This window comes from Chitinophaga sp. YR573 (assembly GCF_900110995.1).
GTDB lineage: Bacteria > Bacteroidota > Bacteroidia > Chitinophagales > Chitinophagaceae > Chitinophaga.
In genome coordinates, this window is sequence record NZ_FOJF01000001.1 from 2566991 (window position 1) to 2590341 (window position 23351).

General features: G+C 43.8%; 28 protein-coding genes. 17 read left to right on the forward strand and 11 right to left on the reverse strand.

From position 1 onward, the window contains the following. Positions 1–49: 49 nt before the first annotated feature. Positions 50–946, forward strand: coding sequence for a M28 family peptidase (locus tag BMW86_RS10725; protein WP_089781654.1), 897 nt, complete (start codon positions 50–52; stop codon positions 944–946). On the opposite strand, the gene BMW86_RS10730 is transcribed toward BMW86_RS10725, so the two are convergent. Then, positions 943–1593, reverse strand: a complete 651-nt coding sequence (locus BMW86_RS10730) for a hypothetical protein (protein WP_143056547.1) — start codon at positions 1591–1593, stop codon at positions 943–945. The two genes, BMW86_RS10725 and BMW86_RS10730, sit on opposite strands and share 4 nt — an antisense overlap. Positions 1594–1656: 63 nt before the next feature. Between BMW86_RS10730 and paaA the strand changes: the two genes are divergently transcribed. Genes paaA through nadD form a run of 5 tightly spaced genes read left to right on the forward strand, consistent with a single transcriptional unit; the run spans position 1657 to position 4959 of the window. Beyond that, positions 1657–2661 carry a 1,2-phenylacetyl-CoA epoxidase subunit PaaA gene (gene paaA, locus BMW86_RS10735; protein WP_089781658.1) on the forward strand — a complete coding sequence of 335 codons (1005 nt, stop codon included), beginning with the start codon at positions 1657–1659 and terminating at the stop codon, positions 2659–2661. Positions 2662–2697: 36 nt separating this feature from the next. Further along, positions 2698–3081 carry a 1,2-phenylacetyl-CoA epoxidase subunit B gene (locus tag BMW86_RS10740; RefSeq protein ID WP_089781660.1) on the forward strand — a complete coding sequence of 128 codons (384 nt, stop codon included), beginning with the start codon at positions 2698–2700 and terminating at the stop codon, positions 3079–3081. A gap of 7 nt (positions 3082–3088) precedes the next feature. After that, on the forward strand, positions 3089–3844 hold the full coding sequence (gene paaC / locus BMW86_RS10745; RefSeq protein WP_089781663.1) for a 1,2-phenylacetyl-CoA epoxidase subunit PaaC: 756 nt from the start codon (positions 3089–3091) through the stop codon (positions 3842–3844). A 12-nt stretch (positions 3845–3856) separates the two neighbouring features. After that, positions 3857–4348: a 1,2-phenylacetyl-CoA epoxidase subunit PaaD gene (gene paaD / locus BMW86_RS10750; RefSeq protein WP_089781665.1), complete on the forward strand. Its 492-nt coding sequence runs from the start codon at positions 3857–3859 to the stop codon at positions 4346–4348. A gap of 41 nt (positions 4349–4389) precedes the next feature. After that, complete coding sequence (nadD, locus tag BMW86_RS10755) at positions 4390–4959, forward strand: nicotinate (nicotinamide) nucleotide adenylyltransferase (RefSeq protein ID WP_089781667.1); 570 nt, start codon at positions 4390–4392, stop codon at positions 4957–4959. Between the two features lie 52 nt (positions 4960–5011). Here nadD and BMW86_RS10760 read toward each other — a convergent pair whose 3' ends face one another. Then, positions 5012–6046, reverse strand: coding sequence for an AI-2E family transporter (locus tag BMW86_RS10760; RefSeq protein WP_089781669.1), 1035 nt, complete (start codon positions 6044–6046; stop codon positions 5012–5014). Between the two features lie 166 nt (positions 6047–6212). Here BMW86_RS10760 and BMW86_RS10765 point away from each other — a divergent pair, with 166 nt between their 5' ends. From BMW86_RS10765 to BMW86_RS10775, 3 genes are read left to right on the forward strand one after another with little or no spacing between them, the layout of a single operon-like run. Continuing rightward, positions 6213–6410, forward strand: coding sequence for a YtxH domain-containing protein (locus BMW86_RS10765; protein ID WP_089781671.1), 198 nt, complete (start codon positions 6213–6215; stop codon positions 6408–6410). 26 nt (positions 6411–6436) lie between these two features. After that, positions 6437–6853, forward strand: coding sequence for a hypothetical protein (locus BMW86_RS10770; protein WP_089781673.1), 417 nt, complete (start codon positions 6437–6439; stop codon positions 6851–6853). Positions 6854–6882: 29 nt separating this feature from the next. Then, a complete protein-coding gene (locus tag BMW86_RS10775; RefSeq protein ID WP_143056548.1) occupies positions 6883–7251 on the forward strand; it encodes a hypothetical protein in 369 nt (122 codons plus the stop codon). Between the two features lie 8 nt (positions 7252–7259). Here BMW86_RS10775 and BMW86_RS10780 read toward each other — a convergent pair whose 3' ends face one another. Continuing rightward, positions 7260–8285, reverse strand: a complete 1026-nt coding sequence (locus BMW86_RS10780) for a radical SAM/SPASM domain-containing protein (protein ID WP_089783638.1) — start codon at positions 8283–8285, stop codon at positions 7260–7262. 197 nt (positions 8286–8482) lie between these two features. On the opposite strand from BMW86_RS10780, the gene BMW86_RS10785 reads away from it, so the two are divergent. Next, entirely contained in the window at positions 8483–9265 is a 783-nt protein-coding gene (locus BMW86_RS10785; protein WP_089781677.1) for a glycoside hydrolase family 25 protein, read from the forward strand. A gap of 4 nt (positions 9266–9269) precedes the next feature. Further along, positions 9270–9545: a hypothetical protein gene (locus BMW86_RS10790; RefSeq protein ID WP_089781679.1), complete on the forward strand. Its 276-nt coding sequence runs from the start codon at positions 9270–9272 to the stop codon at positions 9543–9545. A gap of 56 nt (positions 9546–9601) precedes the next feature. Here the strand turns inward: BMW86_RS10790 and BMW86_RS10795 are convergent, their stop codons facing one another. Both BMW86_RS10795 and BMW86_RS10800 read right to left on the reverse strand, forming a co-directional pair. Continuing rightward, entirely contained in the window at positions 9602–9811 is a 210-nt protein-coding gene (locus BMW86_RS10795; RefSeq protein ID WP_089781681.1) for a hypothetical protein, read from the reverse strand. Between the two features lie 506 nt (positions 9812–10317). Then, the gene (locus BMW86_RS10800) at positions 10318–10740 is read right to left on the reverse strand and encodes a YybH family protein (protein WP_089781683.1); all 423 of its coding nucleotides are present in this window, start codon (positions 10738–10740) and stop codon (positions 10318–10320) included. Between the two features lie 81 nt (positions 10741–10821). Between BMW86_RS10800 and BMW86_RS10805 the strand changes: the two genes are divergently transcribed. The 3 genes from BMW86_RS10805 to BMW86_RS10815 are packed head-to-tail and all read left to right on the forward strand — an operon-like array spanning position 10822 to position 13840. Then, entirely contained in the window at positions 10822–12012 is a 1191-nt protein-coding gene (locus BMW86_RS10805; RefSeq protein ID WP_089781685.1) for a DegT/DnrJ/EryC1/StrS family aminotransferase, read from the forward strand. 7 nt (positions 12013–12019) lie between these two features. Then, positions 12020–12748 carry a 3-deoxy-manno-octulosonate cytidylyltransferase gene (gene kdsB, locus BMW86_RS10810; protein WP_089781687.1) on the forward strand — a complete coding sequence of 243 codons (729 nt, stop codon included), beginning with the start codon at positions 12020–12022 and terminating at the stop codon, positions 12746–12748. Between the two features lie 15 nt (positions 12749–12763). Beyond that, a complete protein-coding gene (locus tag BMW86_RS10815) occupies positions 12764–13840 on the forward strand; it encodes an iron-containing alcohol dehydrogenase family protein (protein ID WP_089781688.1) in 1077 nt (358 codons plus the stop codon). Between the two features lie 86 nt (positions 13841–13926). On the opposite strand, the gene BMW86_RS10820 is transcribed toward BMW86_RS10815, so the two are convergent. From BMW86_RS10820 to BMW86_RS10835, 5 genes are all read right to left on the reverse strand, one after another. After that, complete coding sequence (locus BMW86_RS10820; RefSeq protein WP_089781690.1) at positions 13927–15111, reverse strand: MFS transporter; 1185 nt, start codon at positions 15109–15111, stop codon at positions 13927–13929. A gap of 114 nt (positions 15112–15225) precedes the next feature. Next, entirely contained in the window at positions 15226–15369 is a 144-nt protein-coding gene (locus BMW86_RS32785) for a hypothetical protein (protein ID WP_177189219.1), read from the reverse strand. 70 nt (positions 15370–15439) lie between these two features. Beyond that, positions 15440–17428, reverse strand: coding sequence for an alpha-ketoacid dehydrogenase subunit alpha/beta (locus BMW86_RS10825; RefSeq protein WP_089781692.1), 1989 nt, complete (start codon positions 17426–17428; stop codon positions 15440–15442). Positions 17429–17433: 5 nt separating this feature from the next. Beyond that, on the reverse strand, positions 17434–17787 hold the full coding sequence (locus BMW86_RS10830) for a phage holin family protein (protein WP_089781694.1): 354 nt from the start codon (positions 17785–17787) through the stop codon (positions 17434–17436). A gap of 101 nt (positions 17788–17888) precedes the next feature. Further along, complete coding sequence (locus BMW86_RS10835; RefSeq protein WP_089781696.1) at positions 17889–18803, reverse strand: hydroxypyruvate isomerase family protein; 915 nt, start codon at positions 18801–18803, stop codon at positions 17889–17891. 146 nt (positions 18804–18949) lie between these two features. Between BMW86_RS10835 and BMW86_RS10840 the strand changes: the two genes are divergently transcribed. The 3 genes from BMW86_RS10840 to BMW86_RS10850 all read left to right on the forward strand — a co-directional run bounded on the left by BMW86_RS10840 (position 18950) and on the right by BMW86_RS10850 (position 22649). Then, positions 18950–19912 carry a formylglycine-generating enzyme family protein gene (locus tag BMW86_RS10840; protein WP_089783639.1) on the forward strand — a complete coding sequence of 321 codons (963 nt, stop codon included), beginning with the start codon at positions 18950–18952 and terminating at the stop codon, positions 19910–19912. Between the two features lie 62 nt (positions 19913–19974). Continuing rightward, on the forward strand, positions 19975–21306 hold the full coding sequence (locus BMW86_RS10845; protein ID WP_089781698.1) for a Gfo/Idh/MocA family protein: 1332 nt from the start codon (positions 19975–19977) through the stop codon (positions 21304–21306). A gap of 59 nt (positions 21307–21365) precedes the next feature. Further along, positions 21366–22649, forward strand: coding sequence for a D-alanyl-D-alanine carboxypeptidase/D-alanyl-D-alanine-endopeptidase (locus BMW86_RS10850; protein ID WP_089781700.1), 1284 nt, complete (start codon positions 21366–21368; stop codon positions 22647–22649). 2 nt (positions 22650–22651) lie between these two features. Here BMW86_RS10850 and BMW86_RS10855 read toward each other — a convergent pair whose 3' ends face one another. Then, entirely contained in the window at positions 22652–23332 is a 681-nt protein-coding gene (locus tag BMW86_RS10855) for a hypothetical protein (RefSeq protein WP_089781702.1), read from the reverse strand. Positions 23333–23351 lie beyond the last annotated feature (19 nt).

The window sequence follows — 23351 nt, forward strand, 5'->3', positions numbered from 1 at the left end:
AATGCAGACGCAGGGAAATACCTTATATTGCAATAGTCAATCATAAGGCATGAAAATACTACCTGTTTGTTTATTTCTCTTTATGGGGTTTACAGCCCAAGCCCAGTCTTCCATAGATTCCCTGCAATTAATAAAGGATATCCGTACACTCTCTTCGGATAAATTTGAAGGCCGGCGTACAGGCAGCAAGGGAAGCCGCATGGCACAGTTCTACCTGAAAGACCGTTTTAAGCAGATCGGCATAGAACCTTACCACAATACTTTTGAGTATCCGTTCTTTTTCCCGGAAGGCGAAAAGCAAACCATGGGTACCAATCTCTTTGGTTACATCAAAGGGAAGACAGATTCTATCATCGTAGTATCCGCGCACTATGACCACCTGGGAATCAAAAAGGAACAGGCCGGTAAAGACAGTATATATAATGGTGCTGATGATAATGCCTCTGGCGTAGGTGCCTTACTGGCGATTGCCACATATTTTAAAAAGCATACTCCGGAACATACACTGCTCATTGTCACCTTTGATGGGGAAGAAGAAGGTTTACAGGGAGCGAAGGCTTTTCTGAAACAGCCCCCCGTACCGGCAACCCAGATGGTCCTCAATATTAATATGGACATGGTGAGCCGTAATGATAAGAATGAATTGTATGTATGCGGACTTACCCAGTTCCCCCAGTTAAAGAAATATGTAGACTTATCTCCTGACGGGAATGTAAAATTACTCTCCGGACACGACCATAAAGAAGATGGTGCACAGAACTGGATTAACCAGAGCGACCATTATGAATTTTATAAGATGAAGATCCCGGCTTTATACTTTGGTGTGGAAGATCATCCTGATTATCATCAGCTCTCGGATGAGTTTGAACATATCCAGCCTTCTTTTTATTACCAGGCTACCCAACGTGTTTTAAAAGTAATACTGGCTGCGGATAAAGGCATTTAAATAGTGGTAAAAGGAATTGGGCCGGTAATAGCTCCATCTATTGTTAATGCGGTAACCGCTTCTGCTATTGCCCGCTGCCATTTTGCCTGCGCAGCAGGGTTCTGTCCATGGCTCGTTTCGTCATCATAGGCATCCTGTAAACGGTTCATTTCCCGGAAAGACTCCAGGTACTGATATTGTATAATGCTGTCATAGTCTTCTATGGTAAGCGGCATTGTCTTTATGCGCTGCTGAAAACGCAATGCTACCAGCCAGGTAATATCAAAATGCAACTGTTCATGTGCGAGCCCATAGGGATCCATAACAATGGGCTTTGACCAGGACGCGCTTTTTATAAAGAAGACCTGCAGGGTGAGATTCAGTAATAAGGTATCTTTTTTATGCAGACTGTTCCCTTCATAGGCAAAACTGGTATAACTCACCGCTCCGCTTTTACCGCGCATGGGAGGAATGGCTTTGAAATCTGACCAGCGGAGTTTCCTGGAAGCATGATAAAAGAGGCTGTCTGAGTTGGGGTTTTCCGGCCGCCTGTCCGGCATAAACGTCACTTTTATTACCTGCGTTGCGGGTTTTATATGAGATGGGCTGGTTACCGTTAATACCGGTAACAGGCAACAATACAATATGGTGCGAAGCGGCAAAAACATATCGTCTAAATGTATTTAAAGATACATTTTTCGTAACTTACGGGTTACCAAAACAATCGCACTATGTACGGTGGCGGATATATCTTCGAAGAACCCAACAGGGTGCAACAGCGGGAGGAGCAGTTGCATGATGACCCTGAAAAGCTGGCCGCATTTGAGATGCGAATTGCTAAAGGGGAAAAAATAGAACCCGGCGACTGGATGCCGGCAGAATATCGCAGACAGCTGATCCGGCTGATCGAACAGCATGCACATTCCGAAATTATAGGGGCATTGCCTGAAGGCACCTGGATAACCCGGGCACCTGGTTTCAAACGTAAACTGGCACTCATTGCCAAGGTACAGGATGAGATCGGCCATGGACAATTGCTGTATAATGCAGCAGAAACGCTGGGGAAATCCCGGGAAGCCATGATCAACGATCTGTTAAGTGGCAAATCCAAATACTCTAATGTATTCAACTATCCTGCAGAAACCTGGGCAGATGTGACTGTAATAGGTTTCCTGATAGATGCGGCCGCTATTGTAAACCAGGTGGCCAATGCAAAAGGATCTTATGGTCCTTATTGCCGGGCGCTGGACCGGATCTGTTACGAAGAAAGCTTTCACCTGAAACAAGGGCATGATGCATTTATTGAACTGGCTACAGGAACACCCGGCCAGAAAGCAATGTTGCAGGATGCACTTAACCGCTGGTGGCAGCCTATCATGCACTTCTTTGGCCCGCCGGATAAAGTTTCGGGACACAGCGAAAAGCTGATGCAATGGAAAGTGAAGATGGCGAGCAATGACGATATGCGTAACCAGTTCCTGGAAGCATATGTACCCAAGATCCGTGAACTGGGACTTACATTACCCGATCCCTTACTGAATAAAAATGAGGAAACCGGTCGCTGGGAATATTCAGACCCGGACTGGGACCTTTTCTTTGAAGTGATAAAAGGAAATGGCCCATGTAATAAAGAAAGACTGGATGTAAGGAAATGGGCAGAAGAACATGGCCGCTGGATCAGGAAGGCCCTGATGAAAGAAGAGGCTTTCGGGAAGAAGGCAATGCCCGTGGCATAGAACAGCCCCAGACAGAGATATAAATTTCACACGATTATGAATGACTCATTAGATCCACGGATAAACCGCCTTAAGCTGAATAAAACAGATGATCCCTGCAAAGTAGAAGAAGGGGAGAACTGGAACGTATTCGAAGTATTTCATCAGGAAAAGAGAGGAGCCCACCATGAACATGTTGGCTGCGTGCATGCACCGGATGCCGGACTGGCACTGGTATTTGCGAAGGAACAGTTCGGACGCCGTAAAAAGTGTGTGAACCTATGGGTAGTGCGCAGCGCAGATATCCTTGCCTTTGATGTAGAAGATGAAGATATGTTTGCCAATAACCTCGAGAAAACCTACAGGGATGCCAGTGGTTTCAAGGTAATGGAGAAGATCAATAAATTTAAAGCACAGGCTAAACAAGCCAACGACAAATAACTCCCAGATGTTATTAAATCAGTTAATAAAAGAGCTTATTACTAAAATGGGCGATGATGAACTTATTTTAGGTCATCGCAATTCTGAATGGACAGGGTTGGGCCCTGTAATGGAAGAAGATATTGCCTTTTCCTCTATGGCACAGGATAAAATAGGTCATTCCTGGGCACTGTACCGCATCTTACATGAAGAACTGGGAGGAGAAGACCCTGATCAGTTTGCATTTATGCGCAGCGAAAAGGATTTCAAATGCTGTCACCTTACAGAAATGCCTATAGGGTCTTATGACTTCAGCCTGATGCGTCATTTCCTGTTTGACCATGCAGAAACAGTACGTTACAACAGTATGCTGCAAAGCAGTTTTCTACCATTACAACAACTGGCAAGAAAAGTAAGGGGAGAGCTGAAGTACCATACACTGCATGCGGATGCATGGATCATGCAGCTTTGCCGGGCAGGAGAGGAGAGCTACCTGAAAATGCAGACGGCATTGGATAATTGCTTCCAGCTGGCCTGTGGTATTTTCGAAGCGGGGCCGGATGATAAACAGCTGGCTGCTGAAAACGTATATCCAGGCGAAGAAGCCCTGTACGAGCAATGGATAGAGGCTATTTACCCGGTGCTGGTAAAGGCATCGCTGAATATGCCGGAAAGAAAGCAACCTGTATATGGCGGCCGTTATGGTAAACATACAGCATATTTGCAACCATTGCTGAATGAAATGGGCGAAGTTTTCAGGCTTAATCCTGAAGCAACCTGGTAGAAAGAAAAATACATGAACAGTACGATTACGATACAAGCAGTTTATACTTCCCTGGAACAGGTAATGGACCCGGAGATACCAGTATTAAATGTACTGGAACTGGGAATGATTACGGATGTGATCATGGAAGAGGAATACCTGCTGATAAAAATGATTCCCACTTTTGCTGCCTGCCCGGCAGTGGAAGTGATAAAGACCAATATCAGAACAACACTGGAAAAAGATCTGCAGATACCTGTAAAGGTATCTGTAGATAAAGAAGTACAGTGGAACAGTAACCGGTTAACAGCCATCGCCAAAGAAAAACTGCAAAACTTTGGAATAGCAGCTCCTCAAAAGCATGAGGGAGATGTAGAGATAGATATGATCATGCATACAAACTGCCCGCATTGCGGCAGTGAGAACACTTACTTACGCTCCCCGTTCGGTTCCACACTCTGCCGTGCTATTCATTTCTGTAAACATTGCGGGATGATGTTCGAGCAATTTAAGCCTCTCTCATAACACATTATTGTTTACTTTCACGCTCAAAAAAAAGCAGGGGCATGAAGATAGGCTTGTACTTTGGGTCCTTTAATCCTATACATACCGGACATCTCATTATTGCCAACTACGTGGCATACAATACAGACCTGGACAAAGTATGGCTGGTGGTGTCTCCACATAACCCATTAAAACCATCCGGATCATTACTGAATGAACATAATCGCCTTCACCTGGTAGAACTGGGTGTGATGGGAGAGTCTAAACTAAGGGCGAGTAATATTGAATTTACATTACCCCGGCCCTCTTATACCATTGATACACTCACTTATCTGTCGGAGAAATTTCCTACACAGGAATTCACGGTGATCATGGGTAGCGACAGTTTCCAGAACATTACCCGCTGGAAAAATTATGAGCAGTTAATAAAGCATTATCCCATCTACATATACGAACGTCCCGGACATGAAGTGAAAGATACTTATGGCGCACAGATCGAGATCCTGAAAGCACCGTTACTGGACATTTCTGCCACCAGCATCCGGCAATGGGTAAAGGAAGGAAAGTCCATCCGTTACCTGGTACCCGATAATGTAGCTGCCTATATTGCAGAGAACAACTACTACAAATAAAAACGTTTTGGGTGCAGGGCGATGCATCATCACGAAAAGACTAAGAAGTAACCTATCGTTTAACCAATACTTCCCTTTTCTTGGTAAGGAACTCATTGGTATATATTTCCAGTAACAGGATGAACATGGAAATTAATAAGGGGCCGAATATGAGCCCGATGAAACCAAAGAGATTCACACCTATCAGCACGCCAAATACCGTAATAAGCGGATGAACATCGCCTATCTTCTTGGCCAGCATAAAACGGGAAATATTATCCGAAGTACCTACTACAGCAAAACCGTAAATCAGGATACCTATTCCCTGCCAGGTATTTCCGGCAGCAATCATGTAAATTCCCATTGGAACATATACCGCTGCGGCACCCACTACCGGTAACATAGCAGTGAAACAGGTGACAGCAAACCAGAAAAAAGGTTCGGCTACGCCGAAAATAAAATACCCTATCAGCGATATAATACCTTGAATAACAGCAATAAGGGGAATTCCTACAGCATTGGCAATCACCAGTTTGCGAAATTCATTACCCAGTCGTAGTACATTCTCATCTTTCAGGGGAATATATTCGTAGAGGCGTGCTTCCAGTTCCCGGCCATTCACCAGCATAAAGTAGAGGATAAAATATAGTATAGCGATGGCTGTTAAGGTGTTGAATGTTGCACCAAGTAATGCCGGCACAACGGTAGTAAGATATTCCTGTAGTTTTTGCAGGCGTACCTGTGAAAGGAGATCTATTTTAGTGGCAGTATAGATGCGGTAATTTGCGGAGCGGATACTGTTCATCATTTCTGATGAATGTGATACGGCATACACAATTTTATCCGTCAGCATGTTGATCAACAGACCAAAAGGAAGTAATACAATGATGAATGAGAGGAACATAAGTGTTGCTGCGGCAAGACTTTTATTCCAGTTACGTTCTTCTACCAGCCGGAACATGAGTTTGCGGGCAATAATATACAGGGTTACCGCCCCAAGGAATCCGGGGAAAAAGGTATACAATTCTGAGAAGAGAAGTGCTGCCAGCAGTACAATTAGTAATAAAAAGCTGATCTGTTTGAGGCGCTGATTGTCGATTACACTCATGAGGTTAATGTTAATATGTCAGTTGATATTAACATTGTTGCAAAAAAGATACCGTTCACTACAATTTAACAGGTTCATTTTATCATCTGGTGATTATTGGAATAGTGTTTGTATCTGTATCATACCGAATCACGGTAATAAATGTTAATCTTTAAAAACTAATCTTATGGCAAGCAACAGTTCAAAAGCAGTTGTATCATTTATTGTTGGTGCTGCAGTAGGTGTAGCAGTAGGTTACTTCCTGAACTCTGATAAGAAAGACGAATGGGTTGACAAACTGAAATATCAGGCAGACAAATTAAAAGACAAGTTCAACAAGAAGAAAGAGCAATATGAGGACGCTCTTGAAAATGAGCTGGCTTAATCCCTTATTGCACTAAAAACATTTGCATGGAAGATAATTTCAGCAATTATTTCAATCAGACAGGCAAGGTTGCCAAAGATTATTTGGAAACCCGCCTGGACCTGATTAAACTCCAGGCAGCAGGAAAGCTATCCAAAGCGTTAGGACTATTTTTCTCTTTGATCCTGGCTTTCCTGCTGTTCTTTTTTGTTATTGTTTTCCTGGGTATGGTTGTAGGCTTCTGGATTGGTGAAATGACTCACAGTAATACAATAGGATTTTCCTGTTCAGCAGGATTGTTCGTGTTTCTGCTGGCCATCATTTTAGTGTTCCGTAAACCCCTTATACAAACACCCTTATCTAACCTGCTTATTACAGAATTACTAAGTGAAATGAACACCGATGAGGATGAAGACCTGGTAAGCAAAAAAGAGGAAGAAGAAGAGGCATATGAACAACTCTAATGCATTACGAAAATGATAAACCTTTACACATGCCTAAGGTGAAAATCACCAGTACAGAATCACTGCAGAAGGAAATAGCCCGTCTTAAAAGACGCACGCGCAATCTTGAAGGGGAATTAGGAGATCGTGTTGAATTCTTCAAGGGTAATTACAAAAAAATGGCACTGAACACTGTAATACCTGGTAGCGCTAAACATAGCGGCTGGCTTGGTATGGCAGGGCGCATTGCCAAAATTGCCTGGGAGAGCGGTAAATTCAAATCTTTTGCTACCAGTTCCATTATGACGGCACTGGAATTTGCGGGTGTAAGACTGGGCATTAACCTGTTTGATAAATACCGCAAGGGCCGTAGCAAAAAGAAGAAAGCGAAAGCTACTGCGGAAAGAGAAGAAGATTAATCCTTTAGTTAACCCCAGACTTTTGTTCCTTCACTACAATTAGCACAAATATCTATATTCTTCCGTCCCTCTTTTAACTGGGTACGGAACTTTACGTACTGGTCATTATGCCACAGTTCCTTAAAGGATTGTTTCTTGAGATCCCCCAGTTTATGCTGTGCATCTTTATCAAAGCAGCAGGGAACCACCAACCCGTCGAAGGTAATTACCGGTGCATGTGACAGTCTCCAGCAATGGTTTCCCATTTTATTTTTAATCTTATAGGTGCCGTCTTCATTCTTTTGATAACGGCTATATTTATCGATAGTAGGAATAAGGCGGTTGCCTTCTTCATAATCATATACCTGTGCAGTTTTAAATCGTACCTGGTCTACCCCGATTTCTTTCGCCAGTACTTTAATATCTTCTATCTGGTGTTCGTTGGGTTTCACTACCAGGAACTGGAAGAACACAAAAGGCGTTTTTGAATTCAGCTCCTTTTTCCATTTCACAATGTTCTTAGCTCCCTGTATTACTTTCTCCAGGTTACCACCTATACGATATTGTGTATACACATCCTGAGTAGTACCATCAATAGAAATAATCAACCGGTCTAATCCGCTTTCCACCGTTTTACGTGCATTCTCATCTGTCAGATAATGTGCATTGGTAGAAGTGGCAGTATAAATCCCTTTATCATGGGCATACTTTACCATATCCAGGAAACTTGGATTCAGGTATGGTTCTCCCTGGAAGTAAAAAATGAGATATAAAAGCTCTTTGGATATTTCGTCTATCGTTTTCTTAAAGAGTTCCTGTTGCAGCATACCCGTGGGCCGGGTAAAAGCTCGTAATCCGCTTGGACATTCAGGGCAACGCAGGTTACATGATGTGGTTGGTTCAAATGATACCGAAATAGGATAACCCCATTGAGTGGGTTTATTGAACCATTTGCTTACAAAGTAGCCACTGAGTACTTTGCCGGCGTTCCAGGCGCGGCGCAGGGTAAACTTGGAGAAAAGGTTCAGTGTATCGTTCAAATTAAAATCCGGCATAACCACAATACTTGTTATTGTAAAAATAAGATAACTATACCGGTTATGTATAATTAATATTATACTTGCTGTAAAATTGGATGGTGATTCAGTTTTATTTTGGGGTGTGGGGTGAAGCCCTGTAAAAAACCCTTTCAATTTTTTTGTGATGGTGCTAAGCTCCATCACAAAAAAATTGGTCTTTATAGAAAAGCGAAATGCGGAATAAAAAGAAAGTAGTAAAAGTAAGGGGCCGGAAGGCATGGCGTCTGCCATTTATACTGGTAGTTCTCCTGTGTTTAACTGCTGGCGCCTGGTATTGGTGGCAACAGAGGGATTCAATTAATTTTGTACGGTACGAGGAATTTGGAATAGATATGCCTGTGAATTACTCCATGCATGGCATTGACGTCTCTAAGTTTCAGAAAAATATTAACTGGTCTGCCGTAGAGCAGATGCAGGTAGACAATATTCATATCTCATTTGCATTTATAAAAGCAACAGAAGGAATTACCCGGCAGGATGCGGCTTTTCGTCAGAACTGGCAAAAAGCTAAAAAGGCCGGGATTATCAGGGGGGCCTATCATTTCTTTTACTCTACCCGGGACCCTTTAAAGCAGGCCATCAATTTTCAGAATGTGGTACAGCTGGAATCAGGAGATCTTCCTCCTGTACTGGATATAGAAGTTAATAATAATCAACCTGCTGCAGTAATAAGAAGTACAGCCAGGATCTGGCTGGAGGAGATGGAGAAAGCATATGGCGTAAAACCTATCATTTATACCAATGTACATTTCTATGAAACTTACCTGGGAGATGAATTTGATAGTTACCCACTTTGGATAGCCCATTATTACCAGGAAGAGCGGCCATCTGCCAGTCGTAAGTGGACCTTCTGGCAGCATAATGATATGGGCCGTGTAAATGGAATAGCTTCTACAGTGGATTTTAATGTTTTCAGCGGGGATAGTCTTGCCCTCAGAAACTTATGCATACCTTAGGAATATGGAATCACCTGAACAACATGACCAAAAGGAACCATTCGATATGGGGATTGTGGCATATTTTGTCAGGATCATGCGTACGCTGTTCATTGGATTTTTCTGGATGATGATCAATGTATTCTTCGGGTTATACCTGGGGTTCGCAGTTCCTGAGGAATCTACTCCCGGCAGGATGATTTTTTTCTATAGCTGGTTTGTGATAAGTCTTGCCGGCTATTTGTACCTGGTGTACAAATTATGGAGAAAGAAAGCACCGGTACAGGATAACTACAAATAAAATAGCCAATCACAACTTGTACAGGTCGTAACTGGCCATTTTTCCATAAAACATTATTACAGTAATGACTCCTGCAGATAGCATTGTTGCATGCCTTTAATAATACGGGCTACATCTTCCTGAGGTTTACCTATTTTTCTCTCTAGTCGCACAAACAGTTCTACTTCTTTACCACTTTCAAAAATCAGATCTTCATCTGACAGTTGTGTAAAGCGACGCTTCAGCAGTTTCTTTAGTACCGACCACTGGTATCCACTAATGTTCATAGAAAGACTATTTATTTGTTATTCAATCGTTTATCCCTGATTATTAAGCAGCGTTAACATTACGGCTGAGTATTATATAGCTCAACATCTATGCCATCAGTCAGCAGGGAAATGTTAATTAATGCCTATACGAAAAGAATTGAAATGCTCTATGGCAAAGTGTTTAAATGGAAAGGGCTCTAACGGGAGAAAGTAAAAAAGACATTAAACACCGTAAACAGGAATATAAATAATGAATTGCAATCTATTGCACCTGTCTCTGCGGCCATCGCTTGTGGAGTGTGCTGCACAGCAAAAAGAACATTTTATTGGGCAATCTGTGGAACCCGTTACTCATTAATCTTATGTAATGTCCTATTGACAAGCATTTCAGGGATGGAATAAACTTTGCAAAGTATATAGAAGATTAAAGTCATTACCATATATATAATGGATAACCCCTAATGTTCTTCTTTAATGTTGTGGTGTATAGCAGGCCGTCCCATTCATGGGATGGTTTTCTTTTTTTAGCTACTATGGTCGGCGATAATTTTCCAGGCACCTTTGATCTTCTTAATGATCAGGGTAAAATGACCTTCCATATCTCCCGCAGTACGTTGCAGATGCCATTTCCCTACTACGAAATATACTTCTGATGATAATGGTCTGATCTCCAGCAAATTAAAATTCAGTTTGCCCATGGCGGCAGTATCCGGATAGGATTGTTTGTACCGGTCTAATGTTTTCTGCCAGCCATAGGTAGGGCCATGTTTGCCGATAAACACAAGAGAATCCGATTGCCAGTAGGTTTGCATGAATGTTTCCAGATTGCCCTGGTTCCAGCCTTTGATCTGTTGTTCCAGCAGGGCCTTAATTGCCGTTTCCGGCTGTTGCGCCCGTAAGGCCGTAAGCGGTGCTGTCAACAGGATAAGGTACAATACAAAACGCATGTTAATTTTTAGTAAAAGATAAACAGTTTTTGCGATGTAAGGCAATCATGATTATACTACCTTTGCAAAAATCTAGAACTTATGCCCGGATATGAATTTTTTGGACCGGAAGAACGCAAAGAGATAAATGATGTGCTGGATACCGGCATTTTTATGCGCTATGGGTTTGACGGCCCACGTAAAGGCATCTGGAAAGCAAAGGAACTGGAACAAGCCATTTCCCAAAAGCTGAATGTTGCCCATACGCACCTTGTGTCCAGCGGTACTGCTGCCCTTACAACCGTTATGGCTGCATTGGGAATTGGTGCCGGAGACGAGGTGATCATGCCTACATTTACCTTTGTGGCCAGTTTTGAATGTATCTTCTCTGTTGGTGCCACTCCGGTACTGGTGGATGTAGATGATACACTGACACTGGACCCGAAAGCAGTAGAAGCTGCCATTACTCCGCGTACCAAAGCCGTTATGCCTGTCCATATGTGCGGTGCTATGGCCGACATGGACGCATTGAAAGCGATCTGCGAAAAACACAAACTGATCTTATTAGAAGACGCCTGTCAGTCATTCGGCGCTTCCTATAAAGGCAAAGCATTGGGAACAATCGGTCATGCCGGAGCCTTCTCTTTCGACTTTGTAAAAACAATCACCTGCGCGGAAGGTGGTGGTATCGTTACCAACGATGAGGAAATATACATTAAATGTGATGCTTATGCAGACCATGGACATGATCACCTTGGTGTAGACCGTGGTGCAGACCTTCACCCGTATATTGGTTACAACTACCGTATCTCCGAACTGCATGCAGCGGTTGGCCTTGCACAGGTACGCAAGCTGGATACCTTCCTGGAAATACAGCGCAACACAAAGAAGATCTTCAAGGATGCATTATCTGCTATACCAGAAGTGAGCTTCCGCCGTTTGCCGGATCCTTCCGGTGATAGCGCCACTTTCCTTGGTTTCTTCCTGCCGGAAGAAAATCAGGCAAGAGCAGCAGCTGCTGCTATGAAAGCTGCCGGTCTGGCTGCTTTTTTCTGGTTTGATAACAACTGGCATTATATCCGTAACTGGGAACATTTTAAGCAAAGCTCCGTAATGAGCCGTTTGGCTCCCGGATTACAGCAGGCTATGGAACTGTATAAAGTGAAACAATTCCCTGTTTCCGATGCACTGATGAGCCGTTGTATCTGTACCCCTATTAACCTGGGATGGAGTGAAGAAGAAGTGAAACAACGTGCAGAGAAACTGGTGAATGCAGTAAAGAGCGCTTTATAATCAATTCATGAAAAAGATAGCCTTAATTCCTGCCCGTTATGGAGCTACCCGGTTTCCGGGTAAACTAATGGCCAAACTGGGAGATAAATCAGTGATACTGCGCACGTATGAAAGCACAGTGAACACCGGTGTATTCGATGAGGTGATGGTGGTATGTGATAGTGATATCATTTACAACGAGATTGTTAATAATGGCGGTAAAGCTGTTATGAGCAAAAAGGAACACGAGTGTGGAACAGACCGTATCGCAGAGGCCATTGCCGACAGAACAGATATCGACATCGTAGTGAATGTACAGGGAGATGAACCTTTTACTCAAAAGGAACCCCTGGAAAAACTACTACAGGTATTTGAAGGCGAATCGGGTAAAAAAGTACAGGTTGCCTCCCTGATGCAGGAGCTGAAAGACTGGAAATCCATTGAAGACCCAAACTATGTGAAGGTGGCCGTGGACAAACAGTCTAATGCACTTTTTTTTTCCCGTTCAGTAATACCTTATCCCCGGGATAAAGCGGTAAAAACAGTTTATTACGAACATATTGGTATCTATGCTTTCCGCAGACAAACTTTACTGGACTTTACCCAAATGCCGGAAAGTCCGCTGGAAGCTGCGGAAAAGATTGAATGTTTACGCTATCTGGAAAACGGCATTCCGTTGAAGATGGTAGTAACAGAATATATGGGGGTAGAGATAGATACACCGGAGGATCTGCTGAAAGCTGAAAAATTACTATAAACTTAATTGGCTAAGATGAAATTCAGGAACTTTAAAATGGTCGACTATGTGGTATTTGGCCGCGGAGCATTTGACCAGTTAGATGAGATATTGGAACCGCAACGCAAAGGTGATGCGCCCATGATATTTTTTGTAGATCATTTTTTCCAGGATAAGCCTGCTTTTGCTGCACGTGTACCGGTAAAAGGGAAAGACAAGATCGTGTTCATCGACGTTACTGATGAACCGAAGACAAAATACGTGGATAAGGTACGTGATGAGCTGAAAGCCGAATTTGGGGAAGTGAGTGGTATCATTGGTATCGGCGGCGGTTCTGTAATGGATATGGCGAAAGCGGTTGCTCTGATGATGACTAACCCCGGTTCTTCAGCAGATTACCAGGGTTGGGACCTCGTAAAGTTCCCTGGTGTATACAAGGCGGGTATCCCTACTATTTCCGGTACGGGTGCTGAAGTGAGCCGTACCTGTGTATTGACGGGTCCTACCCGTAAGCTGGGTATGAACTCAGACTTTACACCTTTTGACCAGATCGTATTAGATCCTGAATTGATAAAAGGTGTACCAACTAATCAGTTGTTCTACACTGCGATGGACTGTTACATTCACTGTATAGAATCCCTCACAGGAACTTACCTGAATGCCTTCAGCCGTTCTTATGGAGAAGAGTCCCTGCGCTTATGCCAGGAGATTTTCCTGGAGAAAGATAAATGGGATGATGATGCAGATGAGAAACTGATGATGGCGTCTTATGCCGGTGGTATGAGTATCGCTTATTCCCAGGTAGGGGTGGCACATGCGGTGAGTTATGGTCTCGCTTATTTATTAGGTACTAAACATGGTATTGGTAACTGTATCGTGTTTGATAAGCTGGAAGAGTTTTATCCGGAAGGGGTGAGAGAATTTAAGCTGATGGTGAAGAAGCATAACATCGATATTCCTCAGCATATTACAAAAGGTCTTACTGATGAGCAGTTTAACATCATGATTGATGTGTCTCTGGGTATGGCTCCTCTGTGGGAAAATGCATTGGGTAAAGATTGGAAAGAGCAAATGACCCGCGAACGTTTACGTGCTTTGTATGAGCAATTATAATCCTCTTCTAATGAGCTAATCATAAGGCTGCTTAAAACGGAGTTGAAAATATTTCCCGGTTATCTCGTAAGAGGTAACCGGGATTTTTACTTTACAACCTGTGGCTGGCGATTTGGATAAATGAACAGGAGATAAACGGATGCCAGTAGTGTTACTCCTGCAGTCCAATAGAAGGTGGTAGGGAATAAGTGAGGATCGTTTTTATAAACAAAAACGGATAGATAGGCGCCCAATCCTATCCCGGCTTCCATCGCAATATACATACTGGCCAGTGCCCGGCCTTTGTAGAGGGGATTACCAAGGTCTACCGTCCATGCTGTAACAGCAGGAGAGTTCAGCCCGACAGAGATACCATAGATTACAGCTGCTGTCAGCATCATGGCAGGGGTGGTGCTAATGGCCAGTATGAAAACAGCAGATGCCATGATAATGGAAGATAACTTCAGAATGGGTAATCGTCCGTATTTGTCAGAAACTTTACCTGCCAATAAGCGTATACCAATAGAGCTGGCAGTAAAATAAGTATAGAAGAGACCTTTATTCTGTATGCCCAGATAACTGCTGAAATCGGGGATGATAGTAAAGAGTACGCCGTAGCTGAGATATGTTAAGAAGGTAATAATCACCGGAGCCAGTACAAGGGGCTCAAATATTTCGCTTTTTGAGATTTTAAGCGCCGTAAAACGGAAAGGCTGCTTGTTGGGCAATGTTTCCCTCATACCTCCTGCCAGTATTACTACAGATAATAAGGCAAATACTGCTGATACCTGGAACATGACGGTAATCCCCCAGATAGGAGAGATCGTACCCCCGATAGCAGGGCCTAACGCCATACCGATAGTACTGAACAATCCTACCATTCCCATTGCTTCCGCCCGGCGGGTAGCAGGGACGATATCTGATACATATGCGGCAGTACCTGTAGGTTTGAACCCGGTGCTGAACCCATGGAAGAAACGTAACAACAGAAACGCTCCTACACTGCTTACCAGCGGGTATAACAGGCTGCATACTACACAAACAACAGAACCGAATATCATTACCGGTACACGACCAATAGTATCTGTCAGTTTTCCGCTGAAAGGGCGGGAGAGTCCCGCCATGAGAGTAAAGAGGGCCAGGATATACCCTTTGTATTGTTCTCCGCCCATACTGCTGAGGTAAGCTGGTAATTCCGGAAGCAACATATTAAAGCTGGCGGAAAACAGGGCGTTGCTGAGACATAGCATGATGAAGTGGAAGGTGTAGATTCTTCCCGACGACTGATCCATGCTACAAAGTTAATTATAAAGGGCAGATGGTCAGTACATTGTATAACTGTTCCGGCAATAAAAAAGCAGCCTTACATTGTAAGACTGCCTTATAATATCGTAATAAATTAATAATTAGCGTTTTGCGTATTTCACAGCTGCGTACAGGAACATCAGCGCAAACAGGCCAACCATGAAAAAAGTCAGATAATGAAAGAACTTATCTCCACTTCTGTAAAAATCAGAAACCTCTACATTATTAACTACTGAAAGCAACATAAAAATACGTTTAGTGATCTGCAGTGCAAGTTAGCGCATTACTTTTAAAAATCCCAACACATGAATATTGTTAATATGCATTCAATTGTTGTACATATTGGTGCAGACGCGTTTTAGCGAGAAAATTTTTCTCCAGTGCGGCGGCAAATGGTACCGGTGTATCCAGGCTTGCGCAGCGCATAACGGGTGCATCCAGCATATGGAAGCAATGTTCTGCTATCCAGGCGGCAATTTCTCCGCCTAAACCGCCGGTGAGCGTATCCTCATGAAGGATCAGCACTTTGCCGGTTTGTGCAACAGCGGCTTTTATGGCCGGGTAGTCCAGCGGTAACAGGGTGCGCAGATCCAGTATGTGAAGGGATATTTCCGGGTGCTGGTGGGCGTATTCCTGCGCCCAGTGCACACCACTGCCGTAGGTGATAATGCTGATCCCTTCTCCTTCCTGCACCAGTCTTGCCTTCCCGATCTCTATGGTGTACCATTCGTCTTTTACCGGGCCGGAAATACTGCGGTATAGCGCTTTATGTTCAAAGTAAAGTACGGGGTTGGGATCTGCAAAAGCTGCGAGTAACAGACCTTTGGCATCTTCGGGAGTAGAAGGGTATACGACTTTCAGTCCCGGGGTATGCGTAAACCAGGCCTCATTGCTTTGTGAGTGGAAGGGGCCGGCGCCTACACCTGCTCCTGCCGGGAGGCGGATGACAACATCGGCGGCCTGTCCCCAGCGGTAATGGATTTTGGCCAGGTTGTTTACGATCTGGTTGAAGCCGCAGGTAACGAAGTCTGCGAACTGCATTTCAACCATGCTTTTAAAGCCTTTTAGGGAGAGGCCCAGCGCGGCGCCTATAATGGCGCTTTCGCAAAGAGGGGTATTGCGTACCCGGCTTTTGCCGAATTGCTCTACGAAACCCTCTGTTATTTTAAAGGCCCCGCCATATTCGGCAATGTCCTGCCCCATCAGAACAAGGTTGGGGTATTTATCCATTGCCAGATGCAGCGCATCTGAAATAGCATTGATGAAACGTTTTTCTGTTGTTTTTGAAGGAAGCGTAGTATCAGATTCCTCATATACATTAGCCTGTATTGCATACACATCCCCTAACTCTACGGCTTCATCTGCATGCATCTCTGTTTCTATCAGCGCCGCTGTAATGTCTGCATCTATCTGATGCTTCAGTGTTTCGCGGGTGTGAGTGATTAGCTCTGGTGTCAGAAGTTCCAGGTATTTCAGGAAGTCTTCGAAGTGTTGTATCGGGTCTTGTAAGGCCCATTCTTCGAGCAGAGCCGGGGGCACATATTTAGTACCACTCGCTTCTTCATGTCCACGCATGCGAAAGGTAACTGCTTCTATCAGCACTGGTTGCTGCTCCTGTAATGCATGCCGCCTGGCTTCCCTCACAGCATGGTATACTTCCAGCAGGTTATTCCCATTGATGCGCATCCCCCGCATTCCGTATCCTGCAGCCCGCTGAACAAGCTGTTCACAACGGTATTGCTCTTCTACAGGAGTACTCAGGCCGTAGCCGTTGTTCTCTATGAGGAAGATCACCGGCAGGTCCCATACCGCCGCTACATTCAGGGCTTCGTGGAATTCGCCTTCGCTGGTCCCGCCTTCGCCGGTAAAAGCAAGAGACACCTTGTTTTCGCCTTTCAGTTTATGCGCCAGCGCAATACCATCAGCCACGGAAAGCTGTGGCCCCAGGTGGGAAATCATCCCGCAGATATGATGGGCCTGACTCCCAAAATGAAAAGAACGTTCCCGTCCTTTACTAAAGCCCAGGGGACTTCCCTGCCATTGGTGGAAAAGCTGCTGCAAGGGCATATTACGGGTAGTGAATACTCCCAGGTTGCGATGTAGCGGTAACACCCACTCATCGTCGTCAAGGGCCAGTGTAGCCCCAACAGCAATGGCTTCCTGGCCAATGCCGGAAAACCATTTACTTATCCTGCCCTGGCGCAGCAGTAAGAGCATTTTCTCTTCTACCAGCCGGGGATATAACAGTGCATTATAAAAGCTCAGCAATTGCTCATCACTGATATGTGTGCGGTCGAAGTACATGGGGCTTAGTCGTTATCACTACTACTACCTGCAATGCTGTTCATGATACCACTGACGATGGTTAACACCAGACTGAATATAAGCGCCCACCAGAAGCCATCTACTTTAAACCCATCTACCAGTTTTGATGCCAGCAGAATGATAATAGCGTTAATTACCAGCAGGAAAAGACCCAGGGTAATAATAGTAACAGGTAGTGTAAATATGATCAGTATTGGTTTTACCAGCAGGTTAAGCAGAGATAATACAACAGCCAGTATAAGGGCTGTAACAAAATCCTTCAGTCTTACACCTGGTAATAAATATGCGGTAACCATTGCGGCCAGTGCCGTTACCAGCAAGCGGAGTAGAAGTTTCATGGCAACAAATTTAAGGGGAAGGTAACGATTTGAAATAAGAAAAGCTTTTGCTGTTTTATCTGCAAAAGCTCTTCTTTTATATAACCTTATAAACTTAACGCCTACAAAAAGTCATCGCTTTCTCTATATGCTTTTATCAGAGCCAGTTCTCCTTCTTTCCCCGGCTTCGCATTTCCATGCTCCATACCCAGTACTCCTGTAAATCCTTTCCCATGCAGGTGTTTGAATATATTCTTATAATTGATCTCCCCTGAAGTAGGTTCTTTTCTTCCAGGATTATCCCCGATCTGAACATAGGCGATTTCGCTCCAGCAAAGATCTATATTAGGAATGAGGTTACCGGTATTACGCTGCATATGGTAAATGTCATACAGTATTTTAACACTGGGGCTATTTACGGCTTTGCAGATCATATAAGTTTGTTCCGCAGTACGTAAAAAGAGATCTGGGTTATCACTAAGTGGTTCCAGTACCATCACCAGTCCGGAAGGTTCCAGAATAGATGTTGCCAGTCGCAGGGTCTCAATGACATTCGCTGTTTGAATACCAATAGGAAGGTTACGTTCAAAATAGCCGGGAACAAAAGTGGCCCATTTCGCATTCACCCGTTTTGCCGTTTCAAGAGATTTACGACAAATCTTCACAAAGTTATCCTTGAACTCCTGTTTACCTGTTGTAAGGGATGTTTTCCAGTTATCGCCGCCATCAATTACAAATACACCCATGTGCATACCCAGTTTGGCCAGCAGGTTACCAATCTTTTCCTGTTCGGCAACATCCCGGTTCATCAGCCCATTATCTTCAAAAGCACGGAACCCCTGATCATACATAAATTTGATCTGGTCGAGTACATCATCACCGGCACTGTTCTTAAACATACCCTGATGCGGAGCATAGTTCATATTGAATACCTTCCCGTCTGAGGGTGTGCGGGTGGCTGCTGCGGTAACACTACTAAAGGCCAGTGTAGAAAGACCTGCGAGGGAACCCTGTTGAAGGAATTGTCTTCTTTCCATAACGTTAACAAGTTGAATTCTAAAAATAAGTGCTTTTATGCGTAAATGCAATACAGTGCTTTTTTTTGCCAATGTTTAAACATTCATATAAAAAACGTTGCATCCCTGAGATGGATTTAATAAATTGACCTGTATTAATGAATGTTATGAAAAACAAACTTTGGGCGCTGTCGCTGGGAAGCATGCTTACAGGTGCAGCTTTCGCACAGAACGCTCCATTTACGGCCTATGATGAGAAGTTGCCAGGCACGGATTTAACCTTTAAAATGATGCCTATACCCGCCGGGGAATTTTCCTTTGGTAGCCCGGCAGGAGAAAAGGGCAGAGGAGAAGATGAAGGACCACAGAAGAAAGTAAAGATTGCTGCTTTCTGGATGGGGGCTCATGAGGTGACTTTTGATGAATACGATATTTATTCAGATGCAGAAAAGGACAAAACACCTGTTCCTGATGGAATGACGCGTCCAAGTCCTCCGTACATAGATCTTACCCTGGGGATGGGTAAACTGGGCGGCTTTCCTGCCAACAGTATGAGCCAGTACGGAGCATTGATGTACTGCCGCTGGTTATATGCAAAAACCGGTGTGTTTTACCGTCTGCCTACAGAAGCAGAATGGGAATACGCCTGCCGCGCAGGAGCAATTACCGCTTATCCTTTTGGAAATGATGCCGCACAGTTGAAAGACTATGCCTGGTTCGCCACCAACAGCGGGAATAAATACCATAAAGTAGGAGAGCTGCGTCCCAATGCCTGGGGCCTGTACGATATGCTGGGAAATGTAGCTGAATGGACACTGGACCAATACGACCCGAAATTCCTGGAACAGGCAGCAGATACAGACCCCTGGAATAAACCAACAGCTAAAACACCACGTACTGTAAAAGGTGGTAACTATCAGGATGATGCCGCGCACCTGCGGAGTGCAAGCCGCCTGAAATCAAACACAGACTGGAACCGGAGAGATCCCCAGATTCCTAAAAGCAAATGGTGGAATGCGGATGCACCATTTATAGGATTCAGGATCGTAAGACCAGTAAAGCAACCCACTAAAGAAGAAGCAGAACAGTTTTTCGCAGATGTAGTAGATAAATATCTGGGTTCCCGATAGAATAAAAAATGTTACAGGTATATCATTCCCCCATAATTAACAATTATTAAAAACTATCTATCATGCAAGAAGAACAACAAGAATTCCACGCAGGCAGGCGTGATTTTGTAAAACAATCGTCTATGTTGGCAGGCGGTCTGTTAGCAATGCCTGTATTATCTCAGGCCAATTTCTTTTCAGGTGCAGGTGATGTAATTAAAATAGCGTTGATAGGTTGCGGCGGTCGTGGTACCGGTGCGGCTGTACAGGCATTAAGGACTAAACAGAATGTACAGCTGGTGGCTATGGCAGATGCTTTTGCAGACAGACTGAACGACAGCTACAATAATATTAAAGAGGAGCTGGGAGAGAATGCCAGCCGTTTAAATGTTAAAGAAGAACACAAGTTTACCGGTTTTGATGCTTATCAGAAAGCAATCGCGCTGGCGGATGTGGTGATCCTTGCCACACCTCCGGGTTTCCGTCCTATTCACTTCGAAGAAGCAGTGAAACAGGGGAAACATATTTTCATGGAAAAGCCGGTAGCTACAGACCCAGCCGGTATTAAAAGAGTATTGGACGCAGCAGAAATAGCGAAGTCTAAAAAACTGAATGTGGTGGTTGGTTTACAACGCCGCTATCAGGCATCTTACCGTGAATTATTCAAGCGTTTCAATGATGGTATTATCGGTGATCTGCTGTCTATAAATGTATGGTGGAACCAGGGTGCATTGTGGATAAGACCAAGACAACCTCAGTATACAGAAATGGAATACCAGATGCGTAACTGGTATTACTTTAACTGGCTGTGCGGAGATCATATCGTAGAGCAGCATATTCATAATCTTGACGTAGGTAACTGGTTCATGAAAGATTACCCGGTAACCGCATATGGTATGGGTGGCCGTACCGTGCGCACAGGTAAAGATACCGGAGAGATCTACGATCACCATGCAGTGGAGTATCGTTATGGTAATGGTGTTATAATGAACAGTGAATGCCGTCACTGGAAGGATAGTGCCAGCCGGGTAGATGAGGAACTGACAGGAACAAAAGGACGTATTATTTGCGACAGAGGTCTGATACAGGACCATAAAGGAAAAGTGCTGTTCCAGTTTGATAAGAAACAGGAGAACCAGCCTTACCAGAATGAACATGATGAACTGTTTGCTGCGATTGCAAAAGGGGAATATAAATTCTGGGATGCTGAAAGGGGTGCTAAAACAACCCTCACAGCTATCATAGGTCGTTTGGCTACTTATTCCGGAGAAGTGATTCCTTTTGATAAAGCGCTTAACTCTGGTCTTAACCTGCAACCGGCAACATATGCGTTCGACGCGAAGCCGCCGGTAATGCCGGATGCGGACGGTTTTTATCCATATGCAAAACCAGGTATAACAAGGTATTTTAGCTAAGAAAATAATAAACGGGCTGATGACGTGTCAGCCCGTTTTTTTTAAAGAAAGAAGAGTTTATGAAAAGAGTCATGTTGTGTTGCCTGTTGCTTTGTTTGCAAAGCACTGTGTACGCTCAGTATAATGAGATAAAGAAATGGGCAGAGAATGAGTTGCTTAAAACAGCCGCTTTACGACAGGCACATACCGGTATCTGTATATACGAACCGGCTACAGGAAAATACTGGTATAGCTATCAGGACAACCGGTATTTTACACCAGCATCCAACACGAAAATATTCACACTCTATACGGGCTTACGTTATCTGGGAGATTCTCTTCCGGCAGTCCGTTATCTCAATACAGATTCTGTTTTATATGTAAAAGGGACAGGAGATCCTTCTTTCCTGCACCCGGATTATTCTCTGCAACGAGTGTTAGAACTTCTGCAAACTTCTAAACATATCGCAGTTGTTCCAACCGTTAATGAGAATAAACGGTTTGGACCGGGATGGGCCTGGAATGATTATGCAGATTATTACCAGTCGGAATTAAACGACTGGCCAATGTATGGGAATGTGGCACATATCAGGCATCATGGAGATAGCAATCTGATAGTACCAAAGCAGTTCGGTTTCTCTTACAAAAATGATGATACGTTAAAAGAATTACTGGCAGAAAGAGATGAGCACAGTAATCAGTTTTCTTTGACGTTTAATAGTCGTGATAAAAGTCTGCAGGAAGCAGAAGTCCCTTTTATCGTAGGTAGTACACAGGATCTTGCAGGAAGACTGGCAGATACATTACACCGGCCGGTATCCGTTTCAGATAAAAAAGGCCTGTTTACTATGTTAAATGGTATTCCCGCAGATTCTCTTTTTACACCCATGATGCACCGCAGTGATAACTTCTTTGCAGAGCAGACGTTGATGATGTGTGCAGCCCGTTTATGGGATACAATCAGTACAAGCCGTATGATTGATTATATGCTGCATACTTATTTATCTAATTTGCCGGATACTCCTCACTGGGTAGATGGCTCCGGACTTTCCCGCTATAATCTTTTTACTCCCAGGGATTTTGTAAGTGTACTAACAGACATGTACAAAACATATGATCATGAAAGACTGTACAGCATATTCCCTACAGGAGGAAAAGGAACATTGAAAAATTATTATAAAGGACTTTCTGTACATGCTAAAACAGGTACCTTATCCGGTTGTGTAGCATTAAGCGGATATCTTATTACCAGCAAAAAGAAAACGTTAGTATTCAGTGTGCTGGTAAATAACCATAATAACAGCGGAAGTAATGTAAGAAGAGCTGTAGAAAGCTTCCTGACGCAGATATCAGAACACTACTGATCTTATTTTATACTGGCACTCTTCATAGAGATTTTATAGGTAGGCGCTATCACTTCAATATAGCCTACTTTTTTCGCATAATAATAAGTAGCAATAGTATTAAGCGGATATACCTTTCCATCAATCAGTAATGCAGCGTCCTGTTTTACGCCTATTACATCTGTATAGGTCTGTCCCAGTACTGTTCTTGTGCTTCCTTTTTCAAGGATGGTATACTGTAATAATCCCACTACCGGTTTGCCTGAAATCACAGAGGTAGCAGTATCTGCCCATGTAGCACCTTTTTCTTTATCATCATACAGGAACAATCTTAAGCCATCAGGTCTCTGGTAATCAGTTTGAGAAACGCCTTTTTCGAACGAGTAATAACGGCCATTATCGCACCTGATATATTGCTTGTTATACCCATCACTCACTATGGCAAATTTGTTGCCATCTATAAGGGTATCACCGCTTACTCCCATGTTGTAATATGAAGTGTCATTCGATTCAGAGATGTACTGATAATCGAAAGTATTCCCTGTTGCATAGGGATTATATTCACACGTTGCCGTTGAAACGGGCGGCAGCGTAGTGATAGGCGGGGTTGTAATAATGTCTGTATCCTCTTTACTATACTCTTTCTTACAGGCCAGAAAAAGGGACACAGAAAGCCCCAGGCACATCAGGTACGGATACCGCATACAGTTTAAATTCTAAAGT